General features: G+C 46.5%; 20 protein-coding genes. 12 read left to right on the forward strand and 8 right to left on the reverse strand.

What is annotated here, in order from left to right:
• Nucleotides 1-437: 437 nt before the first annotated feature.
• Nucleotides 438-1,130 (forward strand): hypothetical protein, encoded by a 693-nt coding sequence (locus ABQ275_RS03750; RefSeq protein WP_349316931.1) that lies wholly within the window; start codon nucleotides 438-440, stop codon nucleotides 1,128-1,130.
• A 46-nt stretch (nucleotides 1,131-1,176) separates the two neighbouring features.
• Here the strand turns inward: ABQ275_RS03750 and ABQ275_RS03755 are convergent, their stop codons facing one another.
• Complete coding sequence (locus tag ABQ275_RS03755) at nucleotides 1,177-3,108, reverse strand: gamma-glutamyltransferase (RefSeq protein ID WP_349316932.1); 1,932 nt, start codon at nucleotides 3,106-3,108, stop codon at nucleotides 1,177-1,179.
• Nucleotides 3,109-3,302: 194 nt separating this feature from the next.
• On the opposite strand from ABQ275_RS03755, the gene ABQ275_RS03760 reads away from it, so the two are divergent.
• On the forward strand, nucleotides 3,303-4,772 hold the full coding sequence (locus ABQ275_RS03760; protein WP_349316933.1) for a sialate O-acetylesterase: 1,470 nt from the start codon (nucleotides 3,303-3,305) through the stop codon (nucleotides 4,770-4,772).
• A 30-nt stretch (nucleotides 4,773-4,802) separates the two neighbouring features.
• Here ABQ275_RS03760 and ABQ275_RS03765 read toward each other — a convergent pair whose 3' ends face one another.
• Nucleotides 4,803-5,297, reverse strand: a complete 495-nt coding sequence (locus ABQ275_RS03765) for a DinB family protein (RefSeq protein ID WP_349316934.1) — start codon at nucleotides 5,295-5,297, stop codon at nucleotides 4,803-4,805.
• A gap of 9 nt (nucleotides 5,298-5,306) precedes the next feature.
• Nucleotides 5,307-5,714 carry a Dabb family protein gene (locus tag ABQ275_RS03770; RefSeq protein ID WP_349316935.1) on the reverse strand — a complete coding sequence of 136 codons (408 nt, stop codon included), beginning with the start codon at nucleotides 5,712-5,714 and terminating at the stop codon, nucleotides 5,307-5,309.
• Between the two features lie 173 nt (nucleotides 5,715-5,887).
• On the opposite strand from ABQ275_RS03770, the gene ABQ275_RS03775 reads away from it, so the two are divergent.
• From ABQ275_RS03775 to ABQ275_RS03800, 6 genes are all read left to right on the forward strand, one after another.
• Nucleotides 5,888-7,399 carry a histidine kinase gene (locus ABQ275_RS03775; RefSeq protein ID WP_349316936.1) on the forward strand — a complete coding sequence of 504 codons (1,512 nt, stop codon included), beginning with the start codon at nucleotides 5,888-5,890 and terminating at the stop codon, nucleotides 7,397-7,399.
• Between the two features lies 1 nt (nucleotide 7,400).
• Nucleotides 7,401-8,618 (forward strand): DUF4407 domain-containing protein, encoded by a 1,218-nt coding sequence (locus ABQ275_RS03780; RefSeq protein WP_349316937.1) that lies wholly within the window; start codon nucleotides 7,401-7,403, stop codon nucleotides 8,616-8,618.
• A 33-nt stretch (nucleotides 8,619-8,651) separates the two neighbouring features.
• Nucleotides 8,652-9,356 (forward strand): LytTR family DNA-binding domain-containing protein, encoded by a 705-nt coding sequence (locus ABQ275_RS03785; RefSeq protein ID WP_349316938.1) that lies wholly within the window; start codon nucleotides 8,652-8,654, stop codon nucleotides 9,354-9,356.
• Between the two features lie 66 nt (nucleotides 9,357-9,422).
• Nucleotides 9,423-10,013, forward strand: a complete 591-nt coding sequence (locus ABQ275_RS03790) for a TetR/AcrR family transcriptional regulator (protein ID WP_349316939.1) — start codon at nucleotides 9,423-9,425, stop codon at nucleotides 10,011-10,013.
• Nucleotides 10,014-10,050: 37 nt separating this feature from the next.
• On the forward strand, nucleotides 10,051-10,923 hold the full coding sequence (locus ABQ275_RS03795) for an alpha/beta hydrolase (protein WP_349316940.1): 873 nt from the start codon (nucleotides 10,051-10,053) through the stop codon (nucleotides 10,921-10,923).
• A 154-nt stretch (nucleotides 10,924-11,077) separates the two neighbouring features.
• Complete coding sequence (locus ABQ275_RS03800; RefSeq protein ID WP_349316941.1) at nucleotides 11,078-12,103, forward strand: sugar phosphate isomerase/epimerase family protein; 1,026 nt, start codon at nucleotides 11,078-11,080, stop codon at nucleotides 12,101-12,103.
• A gap of 86 nt (nucleotides 12,104-12,189) precedes the next feature.
• Here ABQ275_RS03800 and ABQ275_RS03805 read toward each other — a convergent pair whose 3' ends face one another.
• Together ABQ275_RS03805 and ABQ275_RS03810 are read right to left on the reverse strand one after the other, a co-directional pair.
• Nucleotides 12,190-13,035, reverse strand: a complete 846-nt coding sequence (locus ABQ275_RS03805) for a dienelactone hydrolase family protein (RefSeq protein WP_349316942.1) — start codon at nucleotides 13,033-13,035, stop codon at nucleotides 12,190-12,192.
• A gap of 42 nt (nucleotides 13,036-13,077) precedes the next feature.
• Nucleotides 13,078-13,878, reverse strand: coding sequence for a FecR domain-containing protein (locus ABQ275_RS03810; protein WP_349316943.1), 801 nt, complete (start codon nucleotides 13,876-13,878; stop codon nucleotides 13,078-13,080).
• Between the two features lie 183 nt (nucleotides 13,879-14,061).
• On the opposite strand from ABQ275_RS03810, the gene ABQ275_RS03815 reads away from it, so the two are divergent.
• Nucleotides 14,062-15,243: a proline dehydrogenase family protein gene (locus tag ABQ275_RS03815; protein ID WP_349316944.1), complete on the forward strand. Its 1,182-nt coding sequence runs from the start codon at nucleotides 14,062-14,064 to the stop codon at nucleotides 15,241-15,243.
• A gap of 115 nt (nucleotides 15,244-15,358) precedes the next feature.
• On the opposite strand, the gene ABQ275_RS03820 is transcribed toward ABQ275_RS03815, so the two are convergent.
• Together ABQ275_RS03820 and ABQ275_RS03825 are read right to left on the reverse strand one after the other, a co-directional pair.
• The gene (locus ABQ275_RS03820; protein ID WP_349316945.1) at nucleotides 15,359-16,669 is read right to left on the reverse strand and encodes a RagB/SusD family nutrient uptake outer membrane protein; all 1,311 of its coding nucleotides are present in this window, start codon (nucleotides 16,667-16,669) and stop codon (nucleotides 15,359-15,361) included.
• A 29-nt stretch (nucleotides 16,670-16,698) separates the two neighbouring features.
• Nucleotides 16,699-19,695, reverse strand: a complete 2,997-nt coding sequence (locus tag ABQ275_RS03825; protein WP_349316946.1) for a SusC/RagA family TonB-linked outer membrane protein — start codon at nucleotides 19,693-19,695, stop codon at nucleotides 16,699-16,701.
• A gap of 327 nt (nucleotides 19,696-20,022) precedes the next feature.
• Here ABQ275_RS03825 and ABQ275_RS03830 point away from each other — a divergent pair, with 327 nt between their 5' ends.
• Together ABQ275_RS03830 and ABQ275_RS03835 are read left to right on the forward strand one after the other, a co-directional pair.
• On the forward strand, nucleotides 20,023-20,844 hold the full coding sequence (locus ABQ275_RS03830) for a thymidylate synthase (protein ID WP_349316947.1): 822 nt from the start codon (nucleotides 20,023-20,025) through the stop codon (nucleotides 20,842-20,844).
• 3 nt (nucleotides 20,845-20,847) lie between these two features.
• On the forward strand, nucleotides 20,848-21,348 hold the full coding sequence (locus ABQ275_RS03835; protein WP_349316948.1) for a dihydrofolate reductase: 501 nt from the start codon (nucleotides 20,848-20,850) through the stop codon (nucleotides 21,346-21,348).
• Between the two features lie 9 nt (nucleotides 21,349-21,357).
• Here ABQ275_RS03835 and dnaG read toward each other — a convergent pair whose 3' ends face one another.
• Nucleotides 21,358-23,436 carry a DNA primase gene (gene dnaG, locus ABQ275_RS03840; protein ID WP_349316949.1) on the reverse strand — a complete coding sequence of 693 codons (2,079 nt, stop codon included), beginning with the start codon at nucleotides 23,434-23,436 and terminating at the stop codon, nucleotides 21,358-21,360.
• A gap of 18 nt (nucleotides 23,437-23,454) precedes the next feature.
• Between dnaG and ABQ275_RS03845 the strand changes: the two genes are divergently transcribed.
• The gene (locus ABQ275_RS03845) at nucleotides 23,455-24,627 is read left to right on the forward strand and encodes an acetyl-CoA C-acyltransferase (RefSeq protein ID WP_349316950.1); all 1,173 of its coding nucleotides are present in this window, start codon (nucleotides 23,455-23,457) and stop codon (nucleotides 24,625-24,627) included.
• The last annotated feature ends 15 nt before the right edge of the window (nucleotides 24,628-24,642 follow it).

Here is a 24,642-nt window from a genome sequence, read left to right on the forward strand (position 1 = left end):
ATCTTTTGTACATGCAATTTTTCCAAAGTATTTCAAGTGGTCCGAAGAACTGGACTCATTGAGTTTGATTAACCGGCAGTTGATGTATATCCATACTTTTTTCATTGCATTTGTGGTCTTTTTAATTGGTATTTTATGCTTAACCTCCTCCAGTGAATTAATAGCTACCGGCCTTGGAAAGAAAATAGCGTTGGGACTGGGCGTTTTCTGGTTAATCAGGTTGTTTGTCCAATTTTTTGGCTATTCTTCAAAGCTTTGGAAAGGCAAGGTGCTGGAAACGTCTGTACATATTTTGTCTTCGCTGCTTTGGGTATATTTAAGCGTTATATTTTTTGCAGCATACCTGATCTGAGAACTTGTGCTATGAGATTACTTTGCTTATCCCGATTTGCTTTTACACCAGTAAATTGATAACTTATACATCTAAACAGCTTACTATGAAAACATTTGCGTTACTGATAGCTTTTATCTGCTCCTTTTCCCTGGGGCTGAAAGCCCAGGACCCCCTTGTGGGCGCCTGGAAATCGACTTCCGGAGAGGTTAACAGCGTGCTGCTGATCACCCCTGCCTATTTTAGCATCACTGCTTATCATGAAAAGAACTTCATCGCCACTTTGGGAGGTACCTGGAAACCTGCCGGAGAAGGACAGGTAGATATTTTGATAGAATTTAATACGGAAGAAAAATCACAGGTTGGCCAGCAGTCCACCACACAGGTGGCCATGGAAAAGGGGCGTCTCACAACCACCAATAATGGAGAAAAAACGGAGTGGACAAGGATAGATGAAGGAAAGGGTCCATTAGCCGGTAACTGGCGGATTTCGGCCAGGGAAATGGATGGAAAAATGAATCCTATTAAACCAGGTGCAAGAAAAACGGTGAAGATCCTTACCGGCAAAAGGTTTCAATGGGTAGCCATTAATACTGCTACCGGCGAGTTCTTTGGCACCGGAGGAGGTACCTACACTTTTGAAAATGGTACTTACACAGAAAATATTGATTTCTTTTCCCGCGACAGCAGCCGAGTAGGCGCTTCTCTCAGCTTCAAAGGAAAAGTAGCCGGCAACAACTGGGACCACAGCGGACTCAGTTCTAAAGGCGACCCGATTCATGAAGTATGGAGTAAATAAAAAAATTAAAGACCAGGATCAAAGTAATTTGATCCTGGTCTTTTCCCTACCATCCTATTCCATAATCCTCTCCGTGATTACTACTACCTCCCCATAAACTGCCATGTACACGATCCATGAAAATGGCATTTACAGGCCCGCTGGTGCGCTCACCGAAACTAAGGTGATAACCCATCTGCTCCAGTGCCATCCGCGTTTTTTCAGGCGTATTATTGTTTAACAGGATGCTGCCCGGGCGGGGTTCACGATCTTTTATAGTCGTACCTCCCAATGAAAGCCATAATTGATTGGAGTTGATGTTGGCTGCTTCTGTAGCCTGTTGTACGGTCATACCGAATTCCACTACATTCAGAAAAAACTGTAACAGGTTCTGATCCTGCGTATCGCCTCCCTGCACAGCGAAGGAGAGAAACGGTTTGCCATCTTTCAGCGCCATGGAAGGTGTTAATGTTACCCGTGGACGCTTGCCCGGAGCGATCACATTAAACGGAGAAATGGCAGAATCCAGCACAAAGCTCTGCAGGCGCTGACTCATACCCACCCCTGTTTTACCGGCAATGCAAGCCGGTATCCAGCCACCGCTGGGGGTGATGGATACCACCCAACCATCTTTGTCTGCCGCTTCCACGCTGGTAGTACCGCGCCAGAGACGGTCCATATAGGCGCTGTCGGTAGTATTGGCTGCATACATATGACCGTTATTGATGGGTGGTGAAAAAGTGGTGGCATCATGTTTTGGTACAAAACCGCCGGGCTTGCGGCCGCTGGTGGTATCTGTGAGTGAGCTGCGTTCTTCCAGGAAATGCAGATAGGGATTTGTTTTTCCCATATAAGGATATGGGTCACCGGGACCTGCATCAACGTCATTATGCGCGGTGTTGATCTGTTGTGCCCTTGCTTTTGCATATTCCTTGTTGAGTAATCCTTTGATCGCGCGGTCGTTGTTGAACTTTGGGTCGCCGTAATAAAAATCACGATCGGCAAATGCGAGGTTCATCGTTTGATATAACGTATGGATATAGCTGGTAGAATTATATCCCATTTCTTTCAGGTTGAAATTTTCCAGGATGTTGAGACTTTGTAACAACGCAGGTCCTTGTGTCCATTCCTGGAGTTTATACACTTCTATTCCCCGGTAATTAACATGTAACGGTTCTTCTTCCACCGGCTTCCAGTTGGCGAGATCTTCCAGGGTAATAAGACCACCCTGTTCCTGGCAGCCACGTACAAATTCTTTGGCAATATCTCCTTTGTAGAAGCGGTTGTAAGCTGCCATGATGGCTTCTTTTCTGCTTTTATGTTTTTTCAGTGCCTCCTGCTCGGCTTCCACCATTTTGGTGAGGGTGGCCAGCAGGTCTTTTTGTACAAAGATTTCTCCTGCTTCCGGTGCTTCTCTTTTTTCGCCGGGATGCGTCAGGAAAATGGCTTTGCTGTAAGGCCACTGTTTCAGGTATGCTTTATTGCGTTCCAGGCTGTTGGCGGTCTGGGCTTCCATCGGGTAGCCTGCTGCCATTTCCATGGCTGGCGCCAGTACTTCTTTCAGGCTAAGGGTACCATATTCGGACAACATATAACAAATACCACCGGGTGTACCGGGTGTTACTGCTGCCAGTGGGCCGTATTCCGGCGGAAAATCGTAGCCCTTGTTTTTGAAGAAGGCCGGTGTTGCGCCGGTAGGAGCTACGCCCAGTGCGTTAATGGCAATGACTTTACCGGTTTTTGGATTATAAATGAGCGCCTGCGTTTCACCGCCCCAGCTTAGCACATCCCACATGGTGCAGGTGGCTGCCAGCATTGCGCAGGCCGCATCCACCGCATTACCGCCACGTTGAAAAATCATGGCGCCTGCCGTGGCGGCCAAAGGTTTGCCGGTAACAGCCATCCAGTTTTTGCCATGCAGCGGTGGTTTCTGTGTTTGTTGCGCATGCATGCCTGTGTAAACAGCCAGCAGCAGTAACATGAAAAGTAAGCGTCTCATAAAGCAAGTAAGATTTAGCGTAGATAAGGTTGTACGTGAATATACAACCGATACACTAATTTAAGAAAGTCTGCCGGAAAGCTATCATGATAGGTATTGCACCAGCGGATATTTTTTTTTATTTTGTTTGTTCATTTAACACTTATGCGCGTTATCGTTCATCAGGAACACATCTCTTAAATATTTCTACAAACATGAAAAACAAAACGTGGCTCGTTCTGGGAGCCTTACTGTTCCTTGTGAACAGCTTATCAGCCAATGTTACGCTTCCAAAATTATTCGGCAATGGTATGGTCCTGCAACGCGACCAACCTATTTATGTCTGGGGTTGGGCAGATAAAAATGAAAAAGTCACTGTACTGTTCAAACAACAAAAACAAACCGTTAAAGCAGACCGTGATGGTAAGTGGATGGTGAAACTGAAAGAAGAAACTGCCGGTGGCCCCTTTGAATTGACCGTTAATGGAAAAAATAATACCACACTGCAGGATGTGATGGTAGGAGATGTATGGATCTGCTCCGGACAGTCTAACATGGAATTTCAGGTAAAAGGTGCCAACAATGCAGCGGAAGAAATCAAAGCAGCCAATTATCCGTTGATCAGGGAATTTACGGTTGCACGGACGGTAGCAAAAGAACCATTATCTGATCTGATGAAGCCATCCAGCTGGAAAACGGCCACACCGGAAAATGTAGGCGATTTCACTGCCGTGGGATATTTCTTCGGCAGGGAATTATATAATAACCTGCAGGTGCCTATCGGTTTGATCCACACTTCCTGGGGTGGTACCCAGGTAGAAGCCTGGATCAGCAACAAAGGCTTTTTAAGCAGCGATGAATTTAGTGAGATGATGAGCAAACCCCTGGGTATCGACTCCATCAAAGGCCCCAATGAATATCCCAGTGCTTTGTTCAACTCCATGATCCACCCGCTCTTACCTTTTGCGATCAAGGGTGCTATCTGGTACCAGGGAGAAAGTAATGCCTGGCGTGCTTACCAGTACCGCAAATCTTTCCCGCTCATGATTGAAGACTGGCGCAAGCAGTGGAAGCAAGGTGATTTTCCTTTTTATTTTGTGCAGCTGGCCAGCTTTGATGCAGAGAAACATAACAAGGGTAACGACAGCAACGGTGGCAGCACCTGGGCCGAATTGAGAGAGGCGCAAACACTCACCCTCTCCCTGCCCAATACCGGCATGGCAGTAACCACCGATATCGGTGAAGCATATGATATTCATCCCAGGAATAAACAGGACGTTGGAAAACGACTGGCCGTAAATGCACTGAAAAACGTGTATGCGAAACCGGTAGTACCAGGCGGACCAGTATATCAGTCATTCGCTGTTGCAGGTAATAAGGCGGTTATTTCTTTTAAAGAGGAAGGCAGCGGTCTGATGGCAAAAGATAGATATGGCTACCTCAAAGGATTTGAAATAGCTGGCGCTGACAAACGCTTCTATTTTGCCAAAGCAGCCCTTGTAGACGGTAAAGTACAGGTATACAGCAAGGATGTAGCCACTCCGGTAGCGGTAAGATACAATTGGGCAAACAATGCATCAGACGGAAATCTTTATAACAAAGAAGGTTATCCGGCTGGCCCGTTCCGTACAGATGAATGGCCATCTATCACGGAGAAAAATAAATATAGCTTACCAAAAAAATAGATTTGAAAGGGCCTGTTTACGGGCCCTTTTTTATTGCCCCTTTAATACTTTTACAGTTACCAGTAACTGCCCGGTATGCCGCATGGTATGCTCCGCTGCATGGAATAGAAGGCCCATCACAGTAGCTGGAAGCTGCTTCCTGCCCACTCCCCGAAAATCGGTGAGCGTTGCGGGATCTGTAGCAGACAGTTGTTCCAGGGATTTGCTCACCTGCTGGTTAAGCCGGTCCAGCAATGCAGGTAGTGTGGCCCCGGGTTTCCCTTCGGCTGTCAGCGCATCCATTTGATCAGGCTGTAGCAGTTGTGCTTTTGCATAGGTAAATAATCGATCCTGTACACCACTTATATGCTGGAGATGAAAGCCCGGAGAAGCTGCCCCGGCAGGTTTTTCCCACAGTAATGATTCGGGGAATGCGGTCATTATCTCATTAATTTCAAACTGCGCCTGCAACAGGGCATGGGCCACGGGTTGCAGTAAGGCCGGGATGTTTTCCACCGGCCCTCTCATCCAGTATTCAATTGCCATAAGATTATTTTAAGCATCTATTGCATCATACACAATTACCTTTTCCCAAAGGTGACTACAGTTTTTGATAAATTCCAGGTGTATAGGATGTGTCTGATAGGTGGCCTGGCCCGCCAGATCACTAAAGAAAATGAGTTCCGATACGCCCCAGCTGCTGTCTACCACATCACGCTTTTCTGTACTCGCCACTATGCCTACACGCAGTTCGCGTACGGTTTCAATTTTCGACAATGTTTTTACACCTGCCACAAGTTTATTGCGGTCTTCGATAGAATCCGGATTTTTAAGCCAGAAAAATACATGATGTACTAAAGGATACTTTCTGTCGCGATTGACCATTGGCATGGCTGCAGCGGCAGTGCCGGCGCAGAGGGCAGCAGCAGTACCCAGAAATTTTCTCCTGTTGGATGTTTTCATGATTATATAGATTGAAGAGATGAAAGTAGTAAAGATGATTGATTTATTTTCTGAAAAGATCAGCTGGCTTAATACCATTTACATTCAATTCAGCCCGGATTCTACCATTTTCATCCCATTTTGGCTCCCCGTATAGGTGCAATTGTTAATATTGCTGTAAATATTTCCCTCTTATGGATCAATTCAGGAAAATGGAATTTGGCGTAGTAACAGGAATCTTCCTTTTACTGATGTTTTCGCTCCTCTATCCGAGCATCGTAAATAATGTGTTCGAATTACAGTCCAGATACGGACATAAATTCAGTCAATACCACCAGGTATTTGATTATTACATCCATTATTTATTGCCTTCCATGGCCCGTATCATTCTGGTATATGTTACTTTCCTGGCGGTGAATTTTATCATTGTACCAAAATTCCTGGAACAAAAACGCTGGTGGCCGGGAATGACGCTCCTGTTCACAACGATGCTGATGTTCTTTATCGGCATCATGGTGGCTAATTCCTATTATAATGGTTACCTGCTGGGTGTATACAAAACCGTTAGAGGCGCGCATATGCATTTTGCCAAATCTGCTTTTATCAGTACCATATTTTATGCGGTGGTGTACGTGGTATATTGTATCCTGAAAAATGCCTATTTCGATTACCTGCACAAGTATATGACAAGTAATGCCTATTACCGGAGAATGGGGCGTGAATTGATGGTGTCGGCAGGTATCCTGTTGTTGTTATTATGCCTGGCCTTCAATGATTCGTGGGATTTTTTCTGGGTGGTGCTTTTCTTCGGCCCAACCTTGATAGCAGTGGCTTTTATCCTGTTTTATAAAGTATTTCCTGACTATACGAATGTGCATCATAACAAAAAAATATTTACACGTGATATTGTACTCACCATTGCAGCGGTGAATATCCTGATGGGCATTATTTTGGGCGCACTGATGCGTCGTCATGGAGAGTGGGTAGCAGCAGTGATGTCGCTGGGCACTGTATGCTGTGTACTGGGCGTTTTACCGGTCGGCTGGTGGTTATTTAAATCCAGGCAAAAACAGGATGCTACTGTGGTCAACCTGCAAAAGGCGTTGGGTCATTCTGCTGCTAACCTGGATGTTTTACGGGCACAGATCAATCCCCACTTTTTATTTAATGCCCTGAATACGCTGTATGGTACTGCTTTACAGGAAGATGCCTCCCGTACCAGCGAAGGCATTCAGAAACTGGGTGACATGATGCGCTTTATGCTGCATGATAATCATCTCGAAAAAATACCGCTGGACAAAGAGGTGGCGTACCTGCAAAATTATATCGACTTACAACGTTTGCGCGTACTCTCTTCTCCCGATATTCTGATAGAAGTAAATATTGATGAAAGTCATTGTGAACATGATATTGCGCCCATGCTCCTGATCCCTTTTGTGGAAAACGCATTCAAACATGGTATCAGCTTGCGGCATCGTTCCAGGATCGTAATATCGTTGAGTTGTAATAGTGATCAGATCTTTTTTGATGTATACAACAGTGTGCACCAGCGGCCGGAAAATGATCCGGAGCGCGATAGCATGGGCATTGGTCTTAATAACGTGAAAGAAAGGCTTGCCTTGTTGTATCCTGACAGGCATGAACTGAGCATCCGTCATACTGCCACGGAATTTTTTGTTCACTTAACGATTGATGTAAGCAGGTAAGATGAAGAAAGAGGACGCATTACGCATAGAGAATGGCGAAATAAAAGATCGCGGGGAGCAGGAGCCTGATGGCATGACGCGCTTCCTGTGGTGGCTGGCTGCTGCGGATGCAGATGTGTTGAAAGAATGCCGGACGGAGAGAGAGCGGTATCGTATTATCGGTTTATCCGTATTCGTTACCTGGATGTTTGCCACGCTGGCATGGGGTTATTTTTTTTCTACCATTGTAGCGGATGACCTGGCGGTATTGGGACTGGCGCTGTTCTTCGGTTTTGCAATTTTATCGATAGACCGTACCCTGATTGCGGCAATGTCACGGGGTAATGGTAACACCCGATTTATGCCGGTGGCTTTTCGTTTATTGTTGGCCGTTACTATTGGTCTTTTTATTTCGCAGCCGGTGGTATTAATGCTGTTTAAGAAAGATATTATTGCCCAGCTGGAGGTTAATAAACAAACTAAAATAGATGCTTTCCGGGAACAACTGATGGAATTGAACACCGGTCAGCGTAACACACTGCAGCAGGCGCTTGAAAGGGGGCGCCTGCAACTGCAGCAAAAGGAAGCGGAACTGAAGTTTTATAAAGATGGATATATCAGGGAAACAGATGGTACCGGCGGGTCAGGCAGGATAGGAGAGTCGGACATCGCGCGGGTTAAAAAATCTGCTTATCTGAAATCTGATGACGAGCTACAGGCCATGCAAAAAGCCTGGGAGCCGCAACAGCAGCAACTCCAGGCGCAAATGGCCAATATGCACAGTGTAGATAGTGTGAAGGAAACGGTTTATGTGCGTACACTGACAGATGGTTTTCTCGCACAGATAGAGGCCCTGCATGATCTTATCAAAGATCATCCACCTTTACAGCAACGTTACCGGCTTATCATCTTTATTATCACCCTCATTGAAATTATGCCGTTACTCAGCAAGGTGCTGATGCCGAGAGGGGAATATGATGAAAAGCTGGCCAGTGCTACTGCACAGGGTATAGCTGCTGCAAAGCTGCAGGTGGCCGCAGGAAAAGAATTGCTGGAACATTATCAGACTGCTGCATTGGCGGCTGATAAAGCGACGGTTGATCATCTCTTTGCCTCCACCCATGATCTACGCCGCCAGGAAGCAGATGAACTGGTGAAGGAATGGCAGCGCCGCGAAACGAGGCAGTACAGCCACTTGTGGCAGCAGGCCAAAAAATTGTTACTGGGTAAAATTTTGTAAATCCCTATCTTGCTCACCGGAAAATGTTGCGATATGAAGCTTACTGCAATTGCCATTGACGATGAACCCGTCGCCCTGGCTGTTATAAAAAATCATGCGGCAATGGTGCCTTTTCTCGATATCAAAGGCTTTTTTACCAATGCCTTCGAAGCCATGGATTTTCTGAGTAAAGAAAAAGTAGACCTGCTTTTCCTCGATATCAAAATGCCGGATATTTCGGGGCTGGACTTTTTAAGCAGCCTGCCGCAACCACCCATGACTATTTTTACGACAGCCTATTCCGAGCATGCCGTGAAAAGCTTTGAGCTGGATGCCATCGATTATCTGCTGAAACCTTTTTCCCTTATTCGTTTCATTAAAGCCTGCAACAAGGCGCATAGCCTCTGGCAGTTGAAACAACAAGGTGTACCAACTCCCGCGAAAGACATACCACCCTATATTTTTTTAAAGAGCGGATACGAACAGTATAAGATTATACTGGAAGATATCCTGTACCTGGAAAGCGCCGGGAATTATGTGAATTTTGTTCTGAAAGACCGCAGGCTGATCTCGCGGCTGTCTATGCAGGAGGCGGTGGACCTGTTGCCTGCATTGCTTTTTACCCGTGTACACCGTTCTTATATTGTTGCTAATAATAAAATTGAACGGGCAGACAGGAATGCGCTCTATATTAAAAACATTCCCATTCCTATTGGTGCTGCTTATGGCCCGGCCATCGAAAAAATACTGAATAAGTAGGTATTTATCTCCCCCTTAAAAAATATTTTTTATAATTTGGACCGATTGGTTTAATTTTATTTCCCTATGGGAAAAGCGGAAAGAACGAGGCAGTTTATCATTGAAACGGCGGCGCCTATTTTTAACCGTAAGGGAATAGCCGGTACGGCCATCAGTGATATCCTGGAAGCCACCAAACTAGCCAAGGGCGGCCTTTATGGCAATTTCTCCTCCAAGGAAGAAATGGTGATGGAGGTATTTGACTATATCGCCGATCAGGAAAAACGACGCCTGAAAGCGATAACAGCCGGCGAAGCCACCGCCATCGGAAAATTTGAAGCACTTTTTACGTACTATGCCCGTTATCCTGACGGCCGGCAAGTGGCAGGCGGATGCCCTATGATCAACTTCGGCGCCGAGGCGGATGATACCAACCCCGGACTAAAAAAGAAAGTAAGTGACCTGATCCGCTACTTCGAATCCCGTATTGAACAACTTGTACAGTTTGGTAAAGACACGGGCGAGTTCAGAAAAGACTGGGATGAGAAGCAATTCGCCATCCTCATGTTTGCCATGCTCGAAGGCGCTATCCTCATTACCGGCATGATGAATAACAATAAACAAATGCTGGTTGTACTGGACTTTTTAAGAAAAGAAATCAAACGTCACACCAAGTGATTTTTTATGTCATAAAATAAACCAATCGGTCTAAATTATGCAACACCAGGTTTTACCATTATCACTGAGAATGACTGCATTCCTGCTATCGGGGATCAGCAAGCCCTTTCCGGTCCTTACCGCCAGGCTTTTTTACCGTTTGTATTGTACACCGCCAGCACGCAAACTACGCTCCACACACACGCAGCTGCGGGACAGCGCCAGCATCAGTCAAACCACTGTGAGCAGTTATGCATTTGATAATACACCGTTGCCCATTACCCTTTATCGCTGGGGTACTTCCGGGAAAAAAATACTGCTGCTGCATGGATGGGGTGGTAGCCCGTTTCATTTTAAACAATTGATCCATAGCCTGGTAAGCAGCGGCTATGAAGTGATCTCCTATGATGCACCCGCGCATGGGCTATCCGGTGGTCAACGTACCAACCTGGTACAATGGATGCATGTACTGGAACAGGTGATCCGGCAGGAGGGCCCACTGGATGCCATTATAGGCCATTCACTGGGCGGATTGAATGCAGCCCTTACACTGGCGCGTAAAGAAGTACAGGTGCCCCGGCTGATTATGTTGAGTGCCTCACTGAGCGCCCCCGTATTTTTTCAGGAAACATTCCGCCTGTTCAATATTCATCCGGTAGTAATGCCGCCCCTGTTGCAACTGATCCGGCACAAACTGAAGGAAGATCTTGGGGAACTGGACCTGCACCGGTACATAGACCAGATCAAAGCCAACGAAATTTTTATCGCGTATGATACGGCCGATGAACTGGTAGATGTACATGAAATAGACGGCTTCCTGCAACAGTACCCGGCCATCCAATCACTCCGGATTACCGGTGAAGGGCATTTCCGTATCATGCGTCAGGCCCCGGTGATCGGGGGTATCCTGCAATTCCTGAACGGAGGCTGATACATCTCTCTAAAAAATCTGCAAAATAATAACTGTCATTAAAACAGTTATTCGACATCTTTTTTTTACCACCTGTAAAGTTTCTGGCAATAAACTTGCTTTACCCCGCTGAAAACAATATTTTTAGCCATATAAAATCTAAAACCCACGTTATATGAGTAAAGCAAATGATCGTCGTAATTTCCTGCGGCAAATGGGATTATACACTATGGGCCTTGGTATCCTGCCTTCTGTGCTGGCTGCCTGTAATGAAGGTAAGTCCACCGATAGTGAAAAGGACAGTTCCGCCGCTCCTGATGCGGGATCAAAACTTACCAAAGACCTTTTCTTTAAGATTTCCCTGGCGGAATGGTCTTTCCACAAAGCATTGTTTGCCGGTAAAATGAATCACCTCGATTTTGCTGCCCGCGCAAAAAATGAATTCGGTATCTCCGGTGTGGAATATGTTAACCAGTTTTTTAAAGACAAAGCGAAGGACCAGTCTTACCTCGCTGACATGAAAAAACGCGCTGACGACAATGGCGTACGCAGTGTACTGATCATGTGTGATGGCGAAGGTGAAATGGGAGATCAGGATGTGAAGAAAAGATTGCAGGCAGTAGAAAACCACTACAAATGGGTGGAAGCAGCCAAATACCTGGGATGTCATGCTATCCGTGTAAATGCAGCAGGAGAGGGCAAGCCCGAAGATGTAGCTAAAGCAGCTGCGGAATCACTCGCTAAACTGGCTTCTTTCGGAAAGGAACATGATATCAACGTTATCGTGGAAAACCATGGCGGTAATTCATCCAATGGTAAATGGCTGAGCGGCATCATGAAAAATGTGAATATGCCTAACTGCGGTACTTTACCGGATCTGGGTAATTTCTGTATTAAAAGATCCAAACCGGAAAACAATACGCCGGAAGCGTGGGCTAAAACTACCTGCCTGGAAGAATATGATCGTTATGAAGGTGTACAGGAACTGATGCCTTTTGCCAAAGGGGTAAGTGCCAAATCATTTGATTTTGATGCTGCCGGAAATGAAACGACCATCGACTATAAAAGAGTATTGCAGATAGTGAAAGCTGCCGGATTTACCGGGTACATTGGTGTTGAATACGAAGGTGAAGTACTCTCCGAAGAAGAAGGTGTAAGGAAAACAAAAGAACTGCTGCTGAAAATGGGTGCTGAAGTATAGTACATAAAACAGTATAGAGAAAGCCGTTTGGAATTATTCCAAACGGCTTTCTCTATACTATCTCCGGTATTATATTTTCATCTCTCTTATAATCCAAACTGCTTTTTCAGAAATGCCACTGCATGTGTATAAGCATCTTTTGTTGCTTCACTATTGTAAATAGGATTGCTGGGGTTCGCAAAGCCGTGATCCGCGTCATAACGTTTAACCGTTAACGTTTTACCAGCTGCTTTCATGTTTTTCTCGAATTCGTCTACCACCTGTGGTGTAATGCCTTTGTCTTTGTTGGCGAAAAAGCCCAGTACCGGGGCATTCAATGTTTTCAGTTTTTCCACATCTTTCTCCGGCATACCGTAATACATGATATCTCCTATATTCTGCGCACCGTTGAGCAGGCCGGATTGTAATGACAACCCACCACCAAAGCACCAGCCTACAGTAGCTATTTTAGCAGATGTACCGGCATAGGTCAGCGCACCTTTCATAATAGCAGTGAGCCTTTCCCGGGAAGCGCCCTGCATAAGTTTGCCTGCATCTTCCCTGTTGGTAGCTACTTTCTGATCGTACATATCCAGCGCCAGCACATTCACTTCTCCACCCAGGTCATTGTAAAACTTTTCAGATTCTTTTTTGATGTAGTCATTCAGGCCATACCATTCCTGGTATACAAACAGGTATTTATCTGTTGTTTTTTTGGCTTTGAATAGGAACCCGTGTGCAGGGTTGCCATCTGTTGTATTAAAAGTGATGCTTTCGCCCGCAGTGCCCTGGTATACATAAGGCAGCGGATCTTTATGTGCCATGCGGAAATCTTCCCGGCTGGCCAATCCGGCAAACTCAGTCACCGCATCGGTATGACAACAGGGCGCTGTTTGTGCCGTAGCCCCCATGGCTATGCCCAGGGAGAGGAAAAGAAAAGATAGCTTTTTCATATGAGTAGTATTTACTAGGATAAGTTACGAAATTGACCAGGATTAATAAGTAAGTATCACCTTATTCTTCCGGATCTTGTAGGTAAAGCCTTGCTGTTGGCCAAGATTATTCAACACATCTTCCAGGGTAGCATGGTAAAACGCGGCCATTGTTATTACAGGGGCTTTTGAGGCATCTCCCTTCATTTCTATTTCCACACCAAACCATTCTTCCAGTGTACGGGACAGCACCATTGGGTTAGCTTCCCTGATGGTAAGGGTATCAGATACCCAGGCTTCCAGTTCTTCCGGATGATAGGTTTCTTTCTCCATCAGGTCTATTTCATTATTGGCAAGTACCATCTGTCCGCGTTCCAGTATTTCAGGTTGATTATCAGTAGGAGAGTGGTATGATTTGGCAACCCGGATCTTGCCTGTCAACAGGTAAACGGTAGCACCCTGTTGACTGGAAAAAGAACGCATCTTAAAGGACGTGCCCAGTACGGTTGCTGTCAGTTTATCGGAAGTAACCGTGAAAGTGTCTGTACCGGGTGTTACCTGGAAAAAGGCATCGCCGTCCAGTATCACGTTTCGCTGGCCTTTACCGTAGGTTTCCGGCACCTGTAATACAGAAGCGGAGTTGAGGATGACAACAGAGCTGTCTGGCAGTGTAACCACGGTGCGGTGGCCTGTTTCACCCTGATGAGAGATGTATTTTACACCCGGTGTCTGCAATATTGTGGTATCAGCTGCCTGTGGCTCTCTGGATTTCCAGGTTAACAGCACAAGAGCGCCGGAAACCAGCAAAAGTAAAGCATACAGCAAGCCGCGATATTTTCTGATAGTATCAGATTTAAATTGCATATTCCGGTAATTTTGTATTTAAGAGAATAAACCTAAAAGTAACTAAAATAAAGAGGAGCCAATCTTTGCGCTATAACAATTTCTGTGAAGCAATAGACAATATCTGTTTAGCTGGTTAAATATATAGGCTGATACTATAATGATTTTTGTTTAAAAGGAAGACGCACCCTAACTTTGCGGCCCATGGAAAAGCAGCTAACTTTATCTTTTGATAATACGGCTATTGCATTCGAGGCAAAGACCGACAGCGCATTGAAAAAAGCCAATTTTCTCTTTAGTAATATCGGAAAACCATGGCTGGTGAAAATGGGTGCTATCTTTACTCCCCTGGCATTCAAACTGAGGTTGCCCATTAAAGGCATTATCAAAAATACCATCTTCTCACAATTCTGCGGAGGCGAAAACCTGGAAGAAGCAGCGCATACGGCTTTACAGCTGGGCAACTACCATGTAGGTGTAGCACTGGACTACGGTGTGGAAGCGATGGAAGGGGAAGACAGTTATGATAAAGCGGTACCTGAATTTATCCGTGCTATTGAATATGCTGCCAGCAGACCGGATATTCCGTTTATCGCTATTAAAATTACCGGTTTTGCCAGGTTTGAATTGCTGGAAAAAATACATAGTGCTGCAACATTATCCAGCCAGGAACAACAGGAATACAAGCGTGTACACGCCCGTATATTTGCGATTGCGGAAGCAGCAGCACAGTACAATGTAGGCTTGCTGGTAGACGCGGAAGAAACCTGGATTCAACAACCGGTTGATGACCTCGCGGAGGAGATGATGTCATTATTTAACAAAGAGAAAGTAATTGTTTATAATACTTTCCAGCTGTATTGCCACGACCGTTACCGATTTTTACAGGTATCACTGGAGAAGGCCGTTAAAGGCGGATACCTGCTGGGTGCCAAACTGGTAAGGGGTGCTTACATGGAAAAGGAAAATAAACGCGCTGCCGAAAATAATTATCCTACACCTATACAACCCAGCAAAGCCGCTACTGATAAAGATTACAATGAGGCCGTGAAATTCTGCCTGGATCATGTAGAGGAACTGGCTGTATTTATCGGTACACACAACGAAGATAGTTGTATGCTGGCTGCCCGTACCATGGATGATAAAAATATTCCGCACAACCACCCACATGTGAGCTTTTCACAACTGCTGGGCATGAGCGATAACATCACCTTTAACCTGGCACATGCCGGCTATAGTGTGACCAAATACCTCCCTTACGGTCCTGTAAAAGATGTGGTGCCCTACCTCATCCGCCGGGCGCAGGAAAACACTTCCATCGCCGGCCAAATGGGAAGAGAACTGGCGCTGATAAGAAAGGAGTTGAGGAGAAGAGCCCTCAATTAAATTTTTTGATTTTTTGATTTTGAGATTTGAAATGCAGTGAAGATTGCAGGTATATTATAGTCTTCGCTGCATTTCAAATCTCAAAATCAAAAAATCAAAAAATCCGAAAATCAATTTATATGTTGCTCTCGCTCTGCGGCAACGGAAACCTCGCCCATATATCATCACCTGCCCGGTCTATAGGCAATGTATTCAGCAGATGATATCTACGCACATCTATCCAGCGGTGACCTTCCATATACAAGGAATAACGTCTTTGTCTCAGCATTTCTGTAATCAGTGCGGCTTGTGTAGCAGCGCCTGCATATGGCGGCAGGTTATGCCCTATACGGATACGGTTTAAAGCGACGATCGCATCGGGGAAAGCGTTGGACTGGATCTTTGCTTCTGCATAGATCAGGATCAGTTCTTCGTTGCGGATAATAGTGATAGGTGAATTTAATGATGTCCAGATCACCACATCCCGGTTACTGCTTAAACCGCTGCCGCTGGCTGTTGCCGTGCGTATGGCGGTTTTTGTGATGCGGTTATCACCGGGTGTTATATCGGCCGCGAAGGAAGGTTGCGCCACCCTTACTTCACCGGTAGAATTGGGCGGCAGGAACAACGGATTAGGAAGGTCGCCGCCATTGGTAGAAAAGGAATGATAAACACCGATGTTAAAATCCCCGTTGAGATTAAAGAAAGATTCATTGAGTGCCGTTAGTGCAGCGGTCCAGTTTTTTCTGTAGAGATAAACCCTTGCTGCAATAGCGCGGTTAAACCTGAGCAGTCCCTCTGCTGTTTTAAAACCTGCAAAACCATCAGACAAGGGAAAGATCACTTCAGATCCGGTGAGGTCTGTTTTGCCGTCTTCGAGGAATTTTAAAACAGAATCCAGTACTACACCCGGGTCTGTGATCACAGGTCCGAGATTTTTATTGTCGGATACCGGGATCCTGGCGCCGTTGGAATCTGTCATGTTGATGTTCAGCAACAGCTGATACCCGATCAGCGTTTTGGCGAAGCCGGTGAATGCTTTCTTTTGTGCATCCGTTGCTACTTCGTTGCGGGTGGTTTTAATGGCATCCAGCAGGATAAAACACTGCCGCATTACCTGGTACCTGGAAGCCCAGGGATTGGTGATGTAAAAGGTGTTATTGTCCAGCAGTTTGGTACCGCCGCCGAGGATATCGGTTGTCCATCGTGGCTCCGAGCCGGACAAGCGGTAGATCTCCCTGCCTATCACACCGGTTCCGTCCAGATAGGTGCCCACGTTATTACGCATCCCCGATTCAGCACCGGTAACGAGGTTGAACAGATCGCTCCGGGTTGGGTCGGTGATAATGCCACCCACCACCGGCGTATTCAAACTGTTAATCTCCCCTTTCTGACAGGCGCTGACCGCTGTCAGAATTCCTAATATATATACAATAAACTTTTTCATACGTTACAGTTTTGATAGATAGATAATGATCAGAAATCAACACCAACATGGAAGCTGGCTCTCTTGGAAGCAGGGAAAGGCGTTACGTCCACACCTGTTGATAACCCGTTGCTGCCACGGCTTTGCGCGGTAGTGATGGTATTGCTGCCGAAGTTGGATACCTCCGGATCATAACCCACATATTTGGTCCACGTGAAAAAGTTATTGGCAGATACACCCAGACGGATCGCCTTCACCACATTGGTATTTTTCAATGGCACATTGTAATAAATTCCTACCTCACGGATACGCACATACGAAGCATCCTGCACATAGATACCGGCATCTCCTGCACTGGGTCTGAAAACACCTGCTTTAACGCCATCGATCAGGTCATCATAATCTGCGGAGGTGGCGCCGCCATCTGTCAGCAATTGTGTCAGGTTGATGTTATCGCCTCCTTTTTTCCAGTGAATAAGAAACCGCAGCGAGAAGTTTTTGAAAACGGTCAGTTCATTATAGAAGCTCATCTGGAATTTGGGTTCCGCATCGCCGAGCAGCTTCAGATCCGGTCCTACATTACCTTTGATCTGGGTGACTGATTTACCTTCTTCCAGGTAAAAAGTACCCAGTGAGTTACCAAATGCACCAACAGAATAAGGAGGAATTAAGAGCCTGGTTATTTTAGACTTGTTGCGCCACCAGTTGATGTTGGAAGTCCATTTAAAATTGGGTGTATTTACCGGGATCAGGGTTAAGCCCAGTTCAACACCGTTGTTGGTGAGGTCACCACTATTTTTCCATTCGTTGGCAAAGCCGGTAGAGCCGGGCAAAGCATGGCGTAATAACAGGTCGTAGATCCGTTTGTTATAGTAAGTGGCTTCCAGGCTTACACGGCCATGAAAGATACTGATATCAAGCCCTGTTTCCAGCTCGGATTGCCGCTCCGGCTTGATGTCTGCATTACCCAGCAGGTTATCCACCAATACGCCGGGGAAGCCGCCTATATTGCTTCCCAGCATGCCGGTAAATTTGCTGCCATAAGGCGGCACATTGCCGGACTGCCCATAAGCGATACGCAGCTTGAGGTTATCCACATTATCCATATTCCAGAACTTCATTTTGGTGATGTTCCAGGAGAAAGCGCCTTTAGGGAATACGTAATGTTTAAGATAGTCGCCGTTGTTGGTAGACCGGTCGAAACGTACGCCGGCACTGAAGGTAAAGGCTTGCATCAACGAGAGGTCTTCCTGTACGAAGATACCGTTGTCGCGGTATTTTTGCCGGAACTGCCGGGTAGTGGTATTACCGCTGGCATCGAGGTTGCTTTGTCCCGACACCAGGTTGGTGGCCACTGTTACGATGTTGTCCATAAAACCCGTTTCCAGTGTGGCGCCGGCCGTACTGGTAAGACTGACCGCTTCACTGGGTGTAAACGTGTTGACGAGGAAACCGGCCAGATTGGTATTGATGTTATTGGTGTTGCCCTGGATAGAGTGGCCCTGTTGCGCTTTCTCTTCAAATTGCAGGTCGCGGGGAAAGAGGGCGGTTGTTTTGAAGTTGAAATAATCCACGCCCGCACGCACGATGGCCCGGGTAGTGGAGTGGTCGCTCTGCTGCAACCGGATATCTAGGTTGCCGCCACCTACGAAGCGGTTAGTACCTTCGTTGTTGATCATCTTGTCGCGGGTTTCGATAGGGTTGGAGCTGGCGAAGGAATCGCGTGGATACTCGCCCAGCGCATTGGGATGCAGGTCCACGAAATCGGGTGTGGTAGATAAGGCTACTCCATAGCTAACCCCATTGTTATCGTTGTTGGTCAGCCCGCGGTCGGAAGAAGAGTTAATATAATTGGTAGTAACGGAAACGGATATACGATCATTAATACGGTGATCTATATTCAGCCGGACAGAGTTGTTGAAATAACCGGTATTTTTTATAATACCATCTTCCTGTCTGCGATTACCGGCGAGATAAAAGGTTGTTTTTTCGGAGCCTCCGCTGAGGGCCACGCCGGTATTCAGTACCAGGCCGGTTTGTCCGAAGATTTCTTTCTCATAATCAAATATTTTTCCGGCGCTTTGTGCCGCTTCGAATTTGGATTTAATCCAGGCGCGGTTGGCGATCACCTCGGGGTCGTTGCTGCTGGCATCTCCTTTCAGATCGGCGGCAGTTTCAGCGGTAAAAGTACGCACGCCTATCAGGTGGCGGACTTTCGTAAAGCCTACTTCCTGGTTGACGGTAACCTTGCTTTTACCGGCCTTTCCTTTTTTTGTGGTGATGATAATTACGCCGGCTGCGGCCTTGGCGCCATACATCGCTGCGGCGGAAGCGCCTTTCAGGATTTCAATGTTTTCGATGTCTTCCGGGTTGAGGTCCGCAATACGGCTGGAAGGATTATCCTGGTTGTTGGGATTACCGGCAGTAGCGGCGCCGGTTACGTCATTCAGTCCTGCGGGAATGCTGCTGTTGTTGAAGAAGATCCCATCCACCACATAGAGGGGCTGGGAGTTGCCAAAAACAGAGGTAATACCACGCAGTTTTACGGAGATCCCGCCTCCCGGCGCGCCGGAATTGGCGGTGATGAGTGCCCCGGGTACCTTGCCGCTGAGTGCTGCGTCGAAGGTCTGCGCAGGCGCCACACCATTCAGTTCTTTACTGGAAATAGTGGCTACTGCATTCGCGAGGTTGCTTCGCTTGATGGTGGTGGCCAAGCCAGTGACCACTATCTCATCCAGCCGTGCGAAATCTTCGTCCATTGATATATTCACCACAGCAGTACCCGGTGGTAAGGATACTGTTTTGGTTTTATAACCGGTGGAACTGATGATCAGGCTGGAAGCATTGGCCGGAACAACCAGCGAATAAACGCCGCCGGCATCCGAAATAGTGCCTTTATTACTGTTGGCGATGCGCACAGTTGCGCCGGGAATAGGATTGCCGTTAACGGCATCACTTATTTTACCCGAAATGTTCTGTTGCGCAAACAATGCGAGGGTACTGCACAGGCAAAGCAATACCAGCATGCCGGATTTTGGTAGAAGCATAGCATGAAATGGTTTAGATTGTTATGGATAGATAAAACGCGGTTACAGCATCATCTGAAATGAAATTTAAATTTTTGGGATAGCAGTTTGTTTCAGAATTTTGGTCGTTTTATATTGCTTAACTTGCTTTGGTGGTTCCCTTTCAGCTCCGGCTGTTTTGTGGTTTTTCAAATGAGGGGCTGAATTTCAGGTATTTCCGGTGTCCTGACTTGTTGTAACATGAGAATTCTATGTTAGTTTACGGAAATTTGACATGATAACCTCCTTTTTTATTTGCATTATTTATCTTATATTTTTTACTTCCAAATCTTCGTAACTTGCCGCCTTATGGAGCAGTATTTATCTTTATTACAACATATCATAAAAGAGGGTACCGTTAAAACAGATCGTACCGGAACCGGTACTACCAGCTGTTTTGGCTACCAGATGAGATTTAATCTTCAGGAAGGCTTTCCTGTAGTAACTACCAAAAAGCTGCATCTCAAATCTATCATTTACGAATTGTTGTGGTTTTTAAACGGAGATACCAATATCGCCTGGTTAAAGGAACGTGGTGTGAGCATCTGGAATGAATGGGCGGATAAGGACGGTGACCTAGGACCTGTATACGGCAAACAATGGCGTAGTTGGGAAACCCGCGATGGGGAAGTGATTGACCAGATTTCCATGGCCGTGGATACCATTAAAAAGAACCCCGATTCACGCCGTATCATCGTAAACGCCTGGAATGTGGGCGATTTATCCAAAATGGCGTTGAGCCCCTGTCATTGCCTGTTCCAGTTTTATGTAACGCCACCGGATGCCGCTAAAGGGGAAACCCGCGGTAAACTTAGCTGCCAGCTGTATCAGCGTAGTGCAGATGTATTCCTGGGCGTACCTTTCAATATTGCCTCTTATGCTTTGCTGACGATGATGATGGCGCAGGTATGCGACCTGGAAGCAGGCGACTTTATCCATACTTTCGGCGATGTACACCTGTACAGTAATCATGTGGAACAGGCGGAACTGCAATTGAGCAGACAACCATTCCCGCTGCCCGTGATGAAGATCAACCCGGCAGTAAAAGATATTTTTTCTTTTAAATATGAAGATTTTGAACTGGTGAACTACCAGTTTCATCCCGCCATAAAAGCACCTGTAGCTGTATAAATTATGATGGTATCCATTATCGTAGCCGTATCGGAAAACAATGTGATCGGTATCAACAACCAGTTGCCCTGGCGCCTGTCGGCTGATCTGAAATATTTCAAAAGCACCACTATGGGCAAGCCCATTATTATGGGTCGCAAAACTTTTGAATCTTTGGGCAAACCCTTACCGGGCAGGCCAAATATTGTTATTACCCGGCAGCATGATTTTAATCCCGAAGGCGCGTTCGTAGTGCCTTCCATTCCGGAAGCCATTGCAAAAGCCAATACTTTTGAAGGAACCGAACTTTTTATTACCGGTGGATCACAGATTTTCGAGCAGGCGTGGCCGTTAGTACAACGCATCTATCTTACAAGGGTGTACGCAGTTGTGCCAGGAGATGCATTCTTTCCGGCTATTCATGGCAGTGAATGGAACCTGGTGAGCGATGAGCGGCATGATGAGTGGGATGAGAAGAATCAGTACCCTTTTTCTTTCCAGGTATGGGAAAGAATAAATTCATAACGGTAACGGCTATTTGAAAACAACGGTACCCAATCCCTGGGTCAGTTCCTTTTCCAGTGTATTCAGGTGTACCTGCATTTCCAGGCATCGCATGATCTGGTCCATTTCTGTTGCTTTTTCGGCTTCTTCCTGGTTTTCAATGATCAGTCTTTTGATCTTGCGAAGGATAAGGTAGTTGGTAGTGGAAATGGTGTCTTTCAGGTAGGCATTATCACCATAAACGGTGTCTATTTCGAACCTTTCCTTCCAGTTGATGCTCAGGTCGGCTTCCCGGTCTTCCAGGATTTCGGCGGTATATTTACTCAGTTCCATATCCTGGTGATACAGGAACCATTTTTTATCGGGTGTATTTCCTGCATCATACAATTGCTTGTACTCGCGCAGGATCCGTTTTACCATCTCACTATCTGCCAGAGACTCAAAGTCGTAGGGAAGGCGAAACACATAATCGGCTACTGTATTTTGTTCTTCTTCACTGAAAGCCATATCCCCAAAGCGCAGCAGTATTTTTACCAGTTCCCTTTCCTGTTTTTCGTCCCTGTTGAGCAGGGAGGATACGGAGAAGCCTGTTTCTGCCGCTTCCATGGCGGCGATGGCTTCTTCACTGAGGGCATCATCGGGTGGGGCAGCCGCATTATTGCGGGTATTGGCCTGCTCCCGTTTTACAAGCCGCTCCCGGATGAATTTATTCACCAGCGCAATCAGTCCCTGCTCATCAATTTTGAGTAGCTGGCTGCATTGGCGGATGTAATCCTGTTGACGGGTAAAATCTTCTGCCTTATCTATCTTGGAAATTGTTTCGGCAATTTCATTTACCAGCTGTGATTTCTTATTGCTGTCTGTACCGGCTTCCTGCATGCTGAGTTGCAGCTTGAACAGTACGAAGTCCTGTTTATTTTCATCAATAAAAGTGCGGAAAGCAGCGGCGCCTATTTTCTGTACATAGCTGTCCGGATCTTCTTTATCCGGCAACAGTACCAGCTTTACGTTGAGGCTTTCCTCTATGGCCATGTCCAGACCGCGTAAGGCGGCCTTTACACCGGCACTGTCACCATCATACAGGATGGTGAGGTTGTTGGTATATTTTTTAATGAGGCGCAGCTGGTCCTGTGTGAGCGAGGTACCACTGGAGGCTACCACGTTTTCCACACCGGCCTGGTGCAGGGATACCACATCGGTATAGCCTTCTACCAGCAAACATTCATTGAGTTTATCAATGGAATGTCGCGCAAAGTAGGTACCATACAGTACCCGGCTTTTTACATAGATCTCGTTTTCGGGAGAATTGATATATTTCGGCGCCCGGTCTGACTTGACGAGGATACGCGCACCAAAGCCCAGTATTTTACCGGACTGATTGTGAATAGGAAAGATGACACGCCCCCGGTAGTTATCTGCCGGCTGATCGTTACGGATAGTGACCAGCCCTGTTTTTTGCAGGTACTCCAGGTTGTAGCCTTTATCCAACGCCGTTTTTGCAAAAGAGTCGAAGGTGTTAAGACAATATCCCAGCTGGAATTTCCGGATTGTTTCCTCGGTGAAGCCGCGTTCTTCAAAATAACTGAGTCCCACATTCTGTCCCTCTTCCTTGTTGAACAAGGTATCGGTAAAGTATTCGCGGGCGAAGTTGTTGATGATGAAGAGACTGTCTGCCATCAGCTGGTGCTGCTTCAGCTCAGGACTCACTTCTGTTTCCTCGATCTCTACCTGGTACTTCTGTGCCAGCCATTTGATCGCTTCCACATAGGAGTACTTCTCATGCTCCATGATAAAGCTGATGGAATTGCCGCTGGCGCCGCAACCAAAGCACTTATAGATCTCTTTGCTGGGAGATACGGTAAAAGAGGGTGATTTTTCGTTATGAAAAGGGCACAGGCCCATGTAGTTGGCGCCCCTTTTTTTCAATTTCACGAAGGAACCCACTATTTCCACAATATCTATGCGGCTGAGGATTTGTTGTATGGAGTTTTGAGATATCACGGTCTTAATCCAACTACAAACATAAGATAAATTCTCCGGTCCCTGTTTGATCATCCCCATTGATTCATCATCTTTCCATATATTTGATAGATTAATTTTGATAGCCAAACCAATCTTATTTATCAGATGAAAGAAGTATTTATAGTAGCCACGGCACGTACCCCTATTGGTTCTTTCAATGGCGCCCTGGCGGGCGTTTCAGCAATAAAGCTGGGAGCCACCGTCATGAAAGCGGCACTGGAAAGGGCCGGTATCAGTGCAGACCAGGTGAATGAAGTATACATGGGCAATGTGATCAGCGCCAACCTGGGGCAGGCGCCCGCCAACCAGGCCAGCCTCGCAGCCGGTATCCCCAACAACGTGCCGTGTACCACTGTCAATAAAGTATGCGCTTCCGGTATGAAAGCGATTATGTTGGGCGCGCAGAGCATTCTGCTGGGTGATAACGACGTAGTAGTGGCTGGTGGCATGGAGAATATGAGCGCCGTTCCCTACTATCTGGATAAGGCCCGTACGGGCTATAAACTGGGTCACGGTAATATCATTGATGGTATCATCCGGGATGGCCTCTGGGACCCCTACAAGGACTTCCATATGGGCAATGCCGCGGAGCTATGCGCTACCGGGTATCATATCACCCGTGAAGAGCAGGACGCCTATGCTATTGAAAGCTACAAGCGTGCCGCCGCCGCCTGGGAAAAAGGATATTACAAAAATGAAGTCGTACCCGTGGAAGTTCCCGGCAAACAGGTAGTAACGGTATCAGAAGATGAAGATTATAAAAAAGTGATCTTCGAAAAAGTACCTTCCCTGAAGCCTACTTTCCAGAAAGACGGTACCATTACTGCTGCCAACGCGTCCAATATCAATGACGGAGCCGCAGCGGTAGTACTGGTGAGCGGTGAAAAGCTGAAAGCACTGGGATTAAAGCCGCTGGCTAAGATCATCAGTTTTGCGGATGCTTCCCAGGCACCGGAATGGTTTACCACTACACCCGTGAAAGCAATCGATAAGGCACTTACAAAAGCTAACCTGCAAATCACCGATATGGATTTTGCTGAAGTAAACGAAGCATTTTCCTGTGTACCTATCGCCAATGCGAGAGACCTGGGTCTTTCCCTCGATAAGGTAAATGTCTGGGGTGGAGCAGTAGCCATGGGGCATCCCATTGGTTGCAGCGGCGCCAGGATCGTTGTCACCCTGAATGCGATCCTTCACCAGCAAAACGCCCGCTACGGCGTAGCCGGCATCTGTAATGGCGGCGGTGGCGCCAGCGCGATCATCATAGAAAGGATGTAGGGATTTAGGAATTTC

The organism is Chitinophaga sp. MM2321 (assembly GCF_964033635.1).
GTDB lineage: Bacteria > Bacteroidota > Bacteroidia > Chitinophagales > Chitinophagaceae > Chitinophaga.

Excerpts from the sequence above, each read along its gene's own strand:
- ABQ275_RS03750 (WP_349316931.1), top strand. The coding sequence starts at position 438 with ATGAAAACATTTGCGTTACTGATAGCTTTTATCTGCTCCTTTTCCCTG.
- ABQ275_RS03755 (WP_349316932.1), bottom strand. The coding sequence starts at position 3,108 with ATGAGACGCTTACTTTTCATGTTACTGCTGCTGGCTGTTTACACAGGC.
- ABQ275_RS03760 (WP_349316933.1), top strand. The coding sequence starts at position 3,303 with ATGAAAAACAAAACGTGGCTCGTTCTGGGAGCCTTACTGTTCCTTGTG.
- ABQ275_RS03765 (WP_349316934.1), bottom strand. The coding sequence starts at position 5,297 with ATGGCAATTGAATACTGGATGAGAGGGCCGGTGGAAAACATCCCGGCC.
- ABQ275_RS03770 (WP_349316935.1), bottom strand. The coding sequence starts at position 5,714 with ATGAAAACATCCAACAGGAGAAAATTTCTGGGTACTGCTGCTGCCCTC.
- ABQ275_RS03775 (WP_349316936.1), top strand. The coding sequence starts at position 5,888 with ATGGATCAATTCAGGAAAATGGAATTTGGCGTAGTAACAGGAATCTTC.
- ABQ275_RS03780 (WP_349316937.1), top strand. The coding sequence starts at position 7,401 with ATGAAGAAAGAGGACGCATTACGCATAGAGAATGGCGAAATAAAAGAT.
- ABQ275_RS03785 (WP_349316938.1), top strand. The coding sequence starts at position 8,652 with ATGAAGCTTACTGCAATTGCCATTGACGATGAACCCGTCGCCCTGGCT.
- ABQ275_RS03790 (WP_349316939.1), top strand. The coding sequence starts at position 9,423 with ATGGGAAAAGCGGAAAGAACGAGGCAGTTTATCATTGAAACGGCGGCG.
- ABQ275_RS03795 (WP_349316940.1), top strand. The coding sequence starts at position 10,051 with ATGCAACACCAGGTTTTACCATTATCACTGAGAATGACTGCATTCCTG.
- ABQ275_RS03800 (WP_349316941.1), top strand. The coding sequence starts at position 11,078 with ATGAGTAAAGCAAATGATCGTCGTAATTTCCTGCGGCAAATGGGATTA.
- ABQ275_RS03805 (WP_349316942.1), bottom strand. The coding sequence starts at position 13,035 with ATGAAAAAGCTATCTTTTCTTTTCCTCTCCCTGGGCATAGCCATGGGG.
- ABQ275_RS03810 (WP_349316943.1), bottom strand. The coding sequence starts at position 13,878 with ATGCAATTTAAATCTGATACTATCAGAAAATATCGCGGCTTGCTGTAT.
- ABQ275_RS03815 (WP_349316944.1), top strand. The coding sequence starts at position 14,062 with ATGGAAAAGCAGCTAACTTTATCTTTTGATAATACGGCTATTGCATTC.
- ABQ275_RS03820 (WP_349316945.1), bottom strand. The coding sequence starts at position 16,669 with ATGAAAAAGTTTATTGTATATATATTAGGAATTCTGACAGCGGTCAGC.
- ABQ275_RS03825 (WP_349316946.1), bottom strand. The coding sequence starts at position 19,695 with ATGCTTCTACCAAAATCCGGCATGCTGGTATTGCTTTGCCTGTGCAGT.
- ABQ275_RS03830 (WP_349316947.1), top strand. The coding sequence starts at position 20,023 with ATGGAGCAGTATTTATCTTTATTACAACATATCATAAAAGAGGGTACC.
- ABQ275_RS03835 (WP_349316948.1), top strand. The coding sequence starts at position 20,848 with ATGATGGTATCCATTATCGTAGCCGTATCGGAAAACAATGTGATCGGT.
- ABQ275_RS03845 (WP_349316950.1), top strand. The coding sequence starts at position 23,455 with ATGAAAGAAGTATTTATAGTAGCCACGGCACGTACCCCTATTGGTTCT.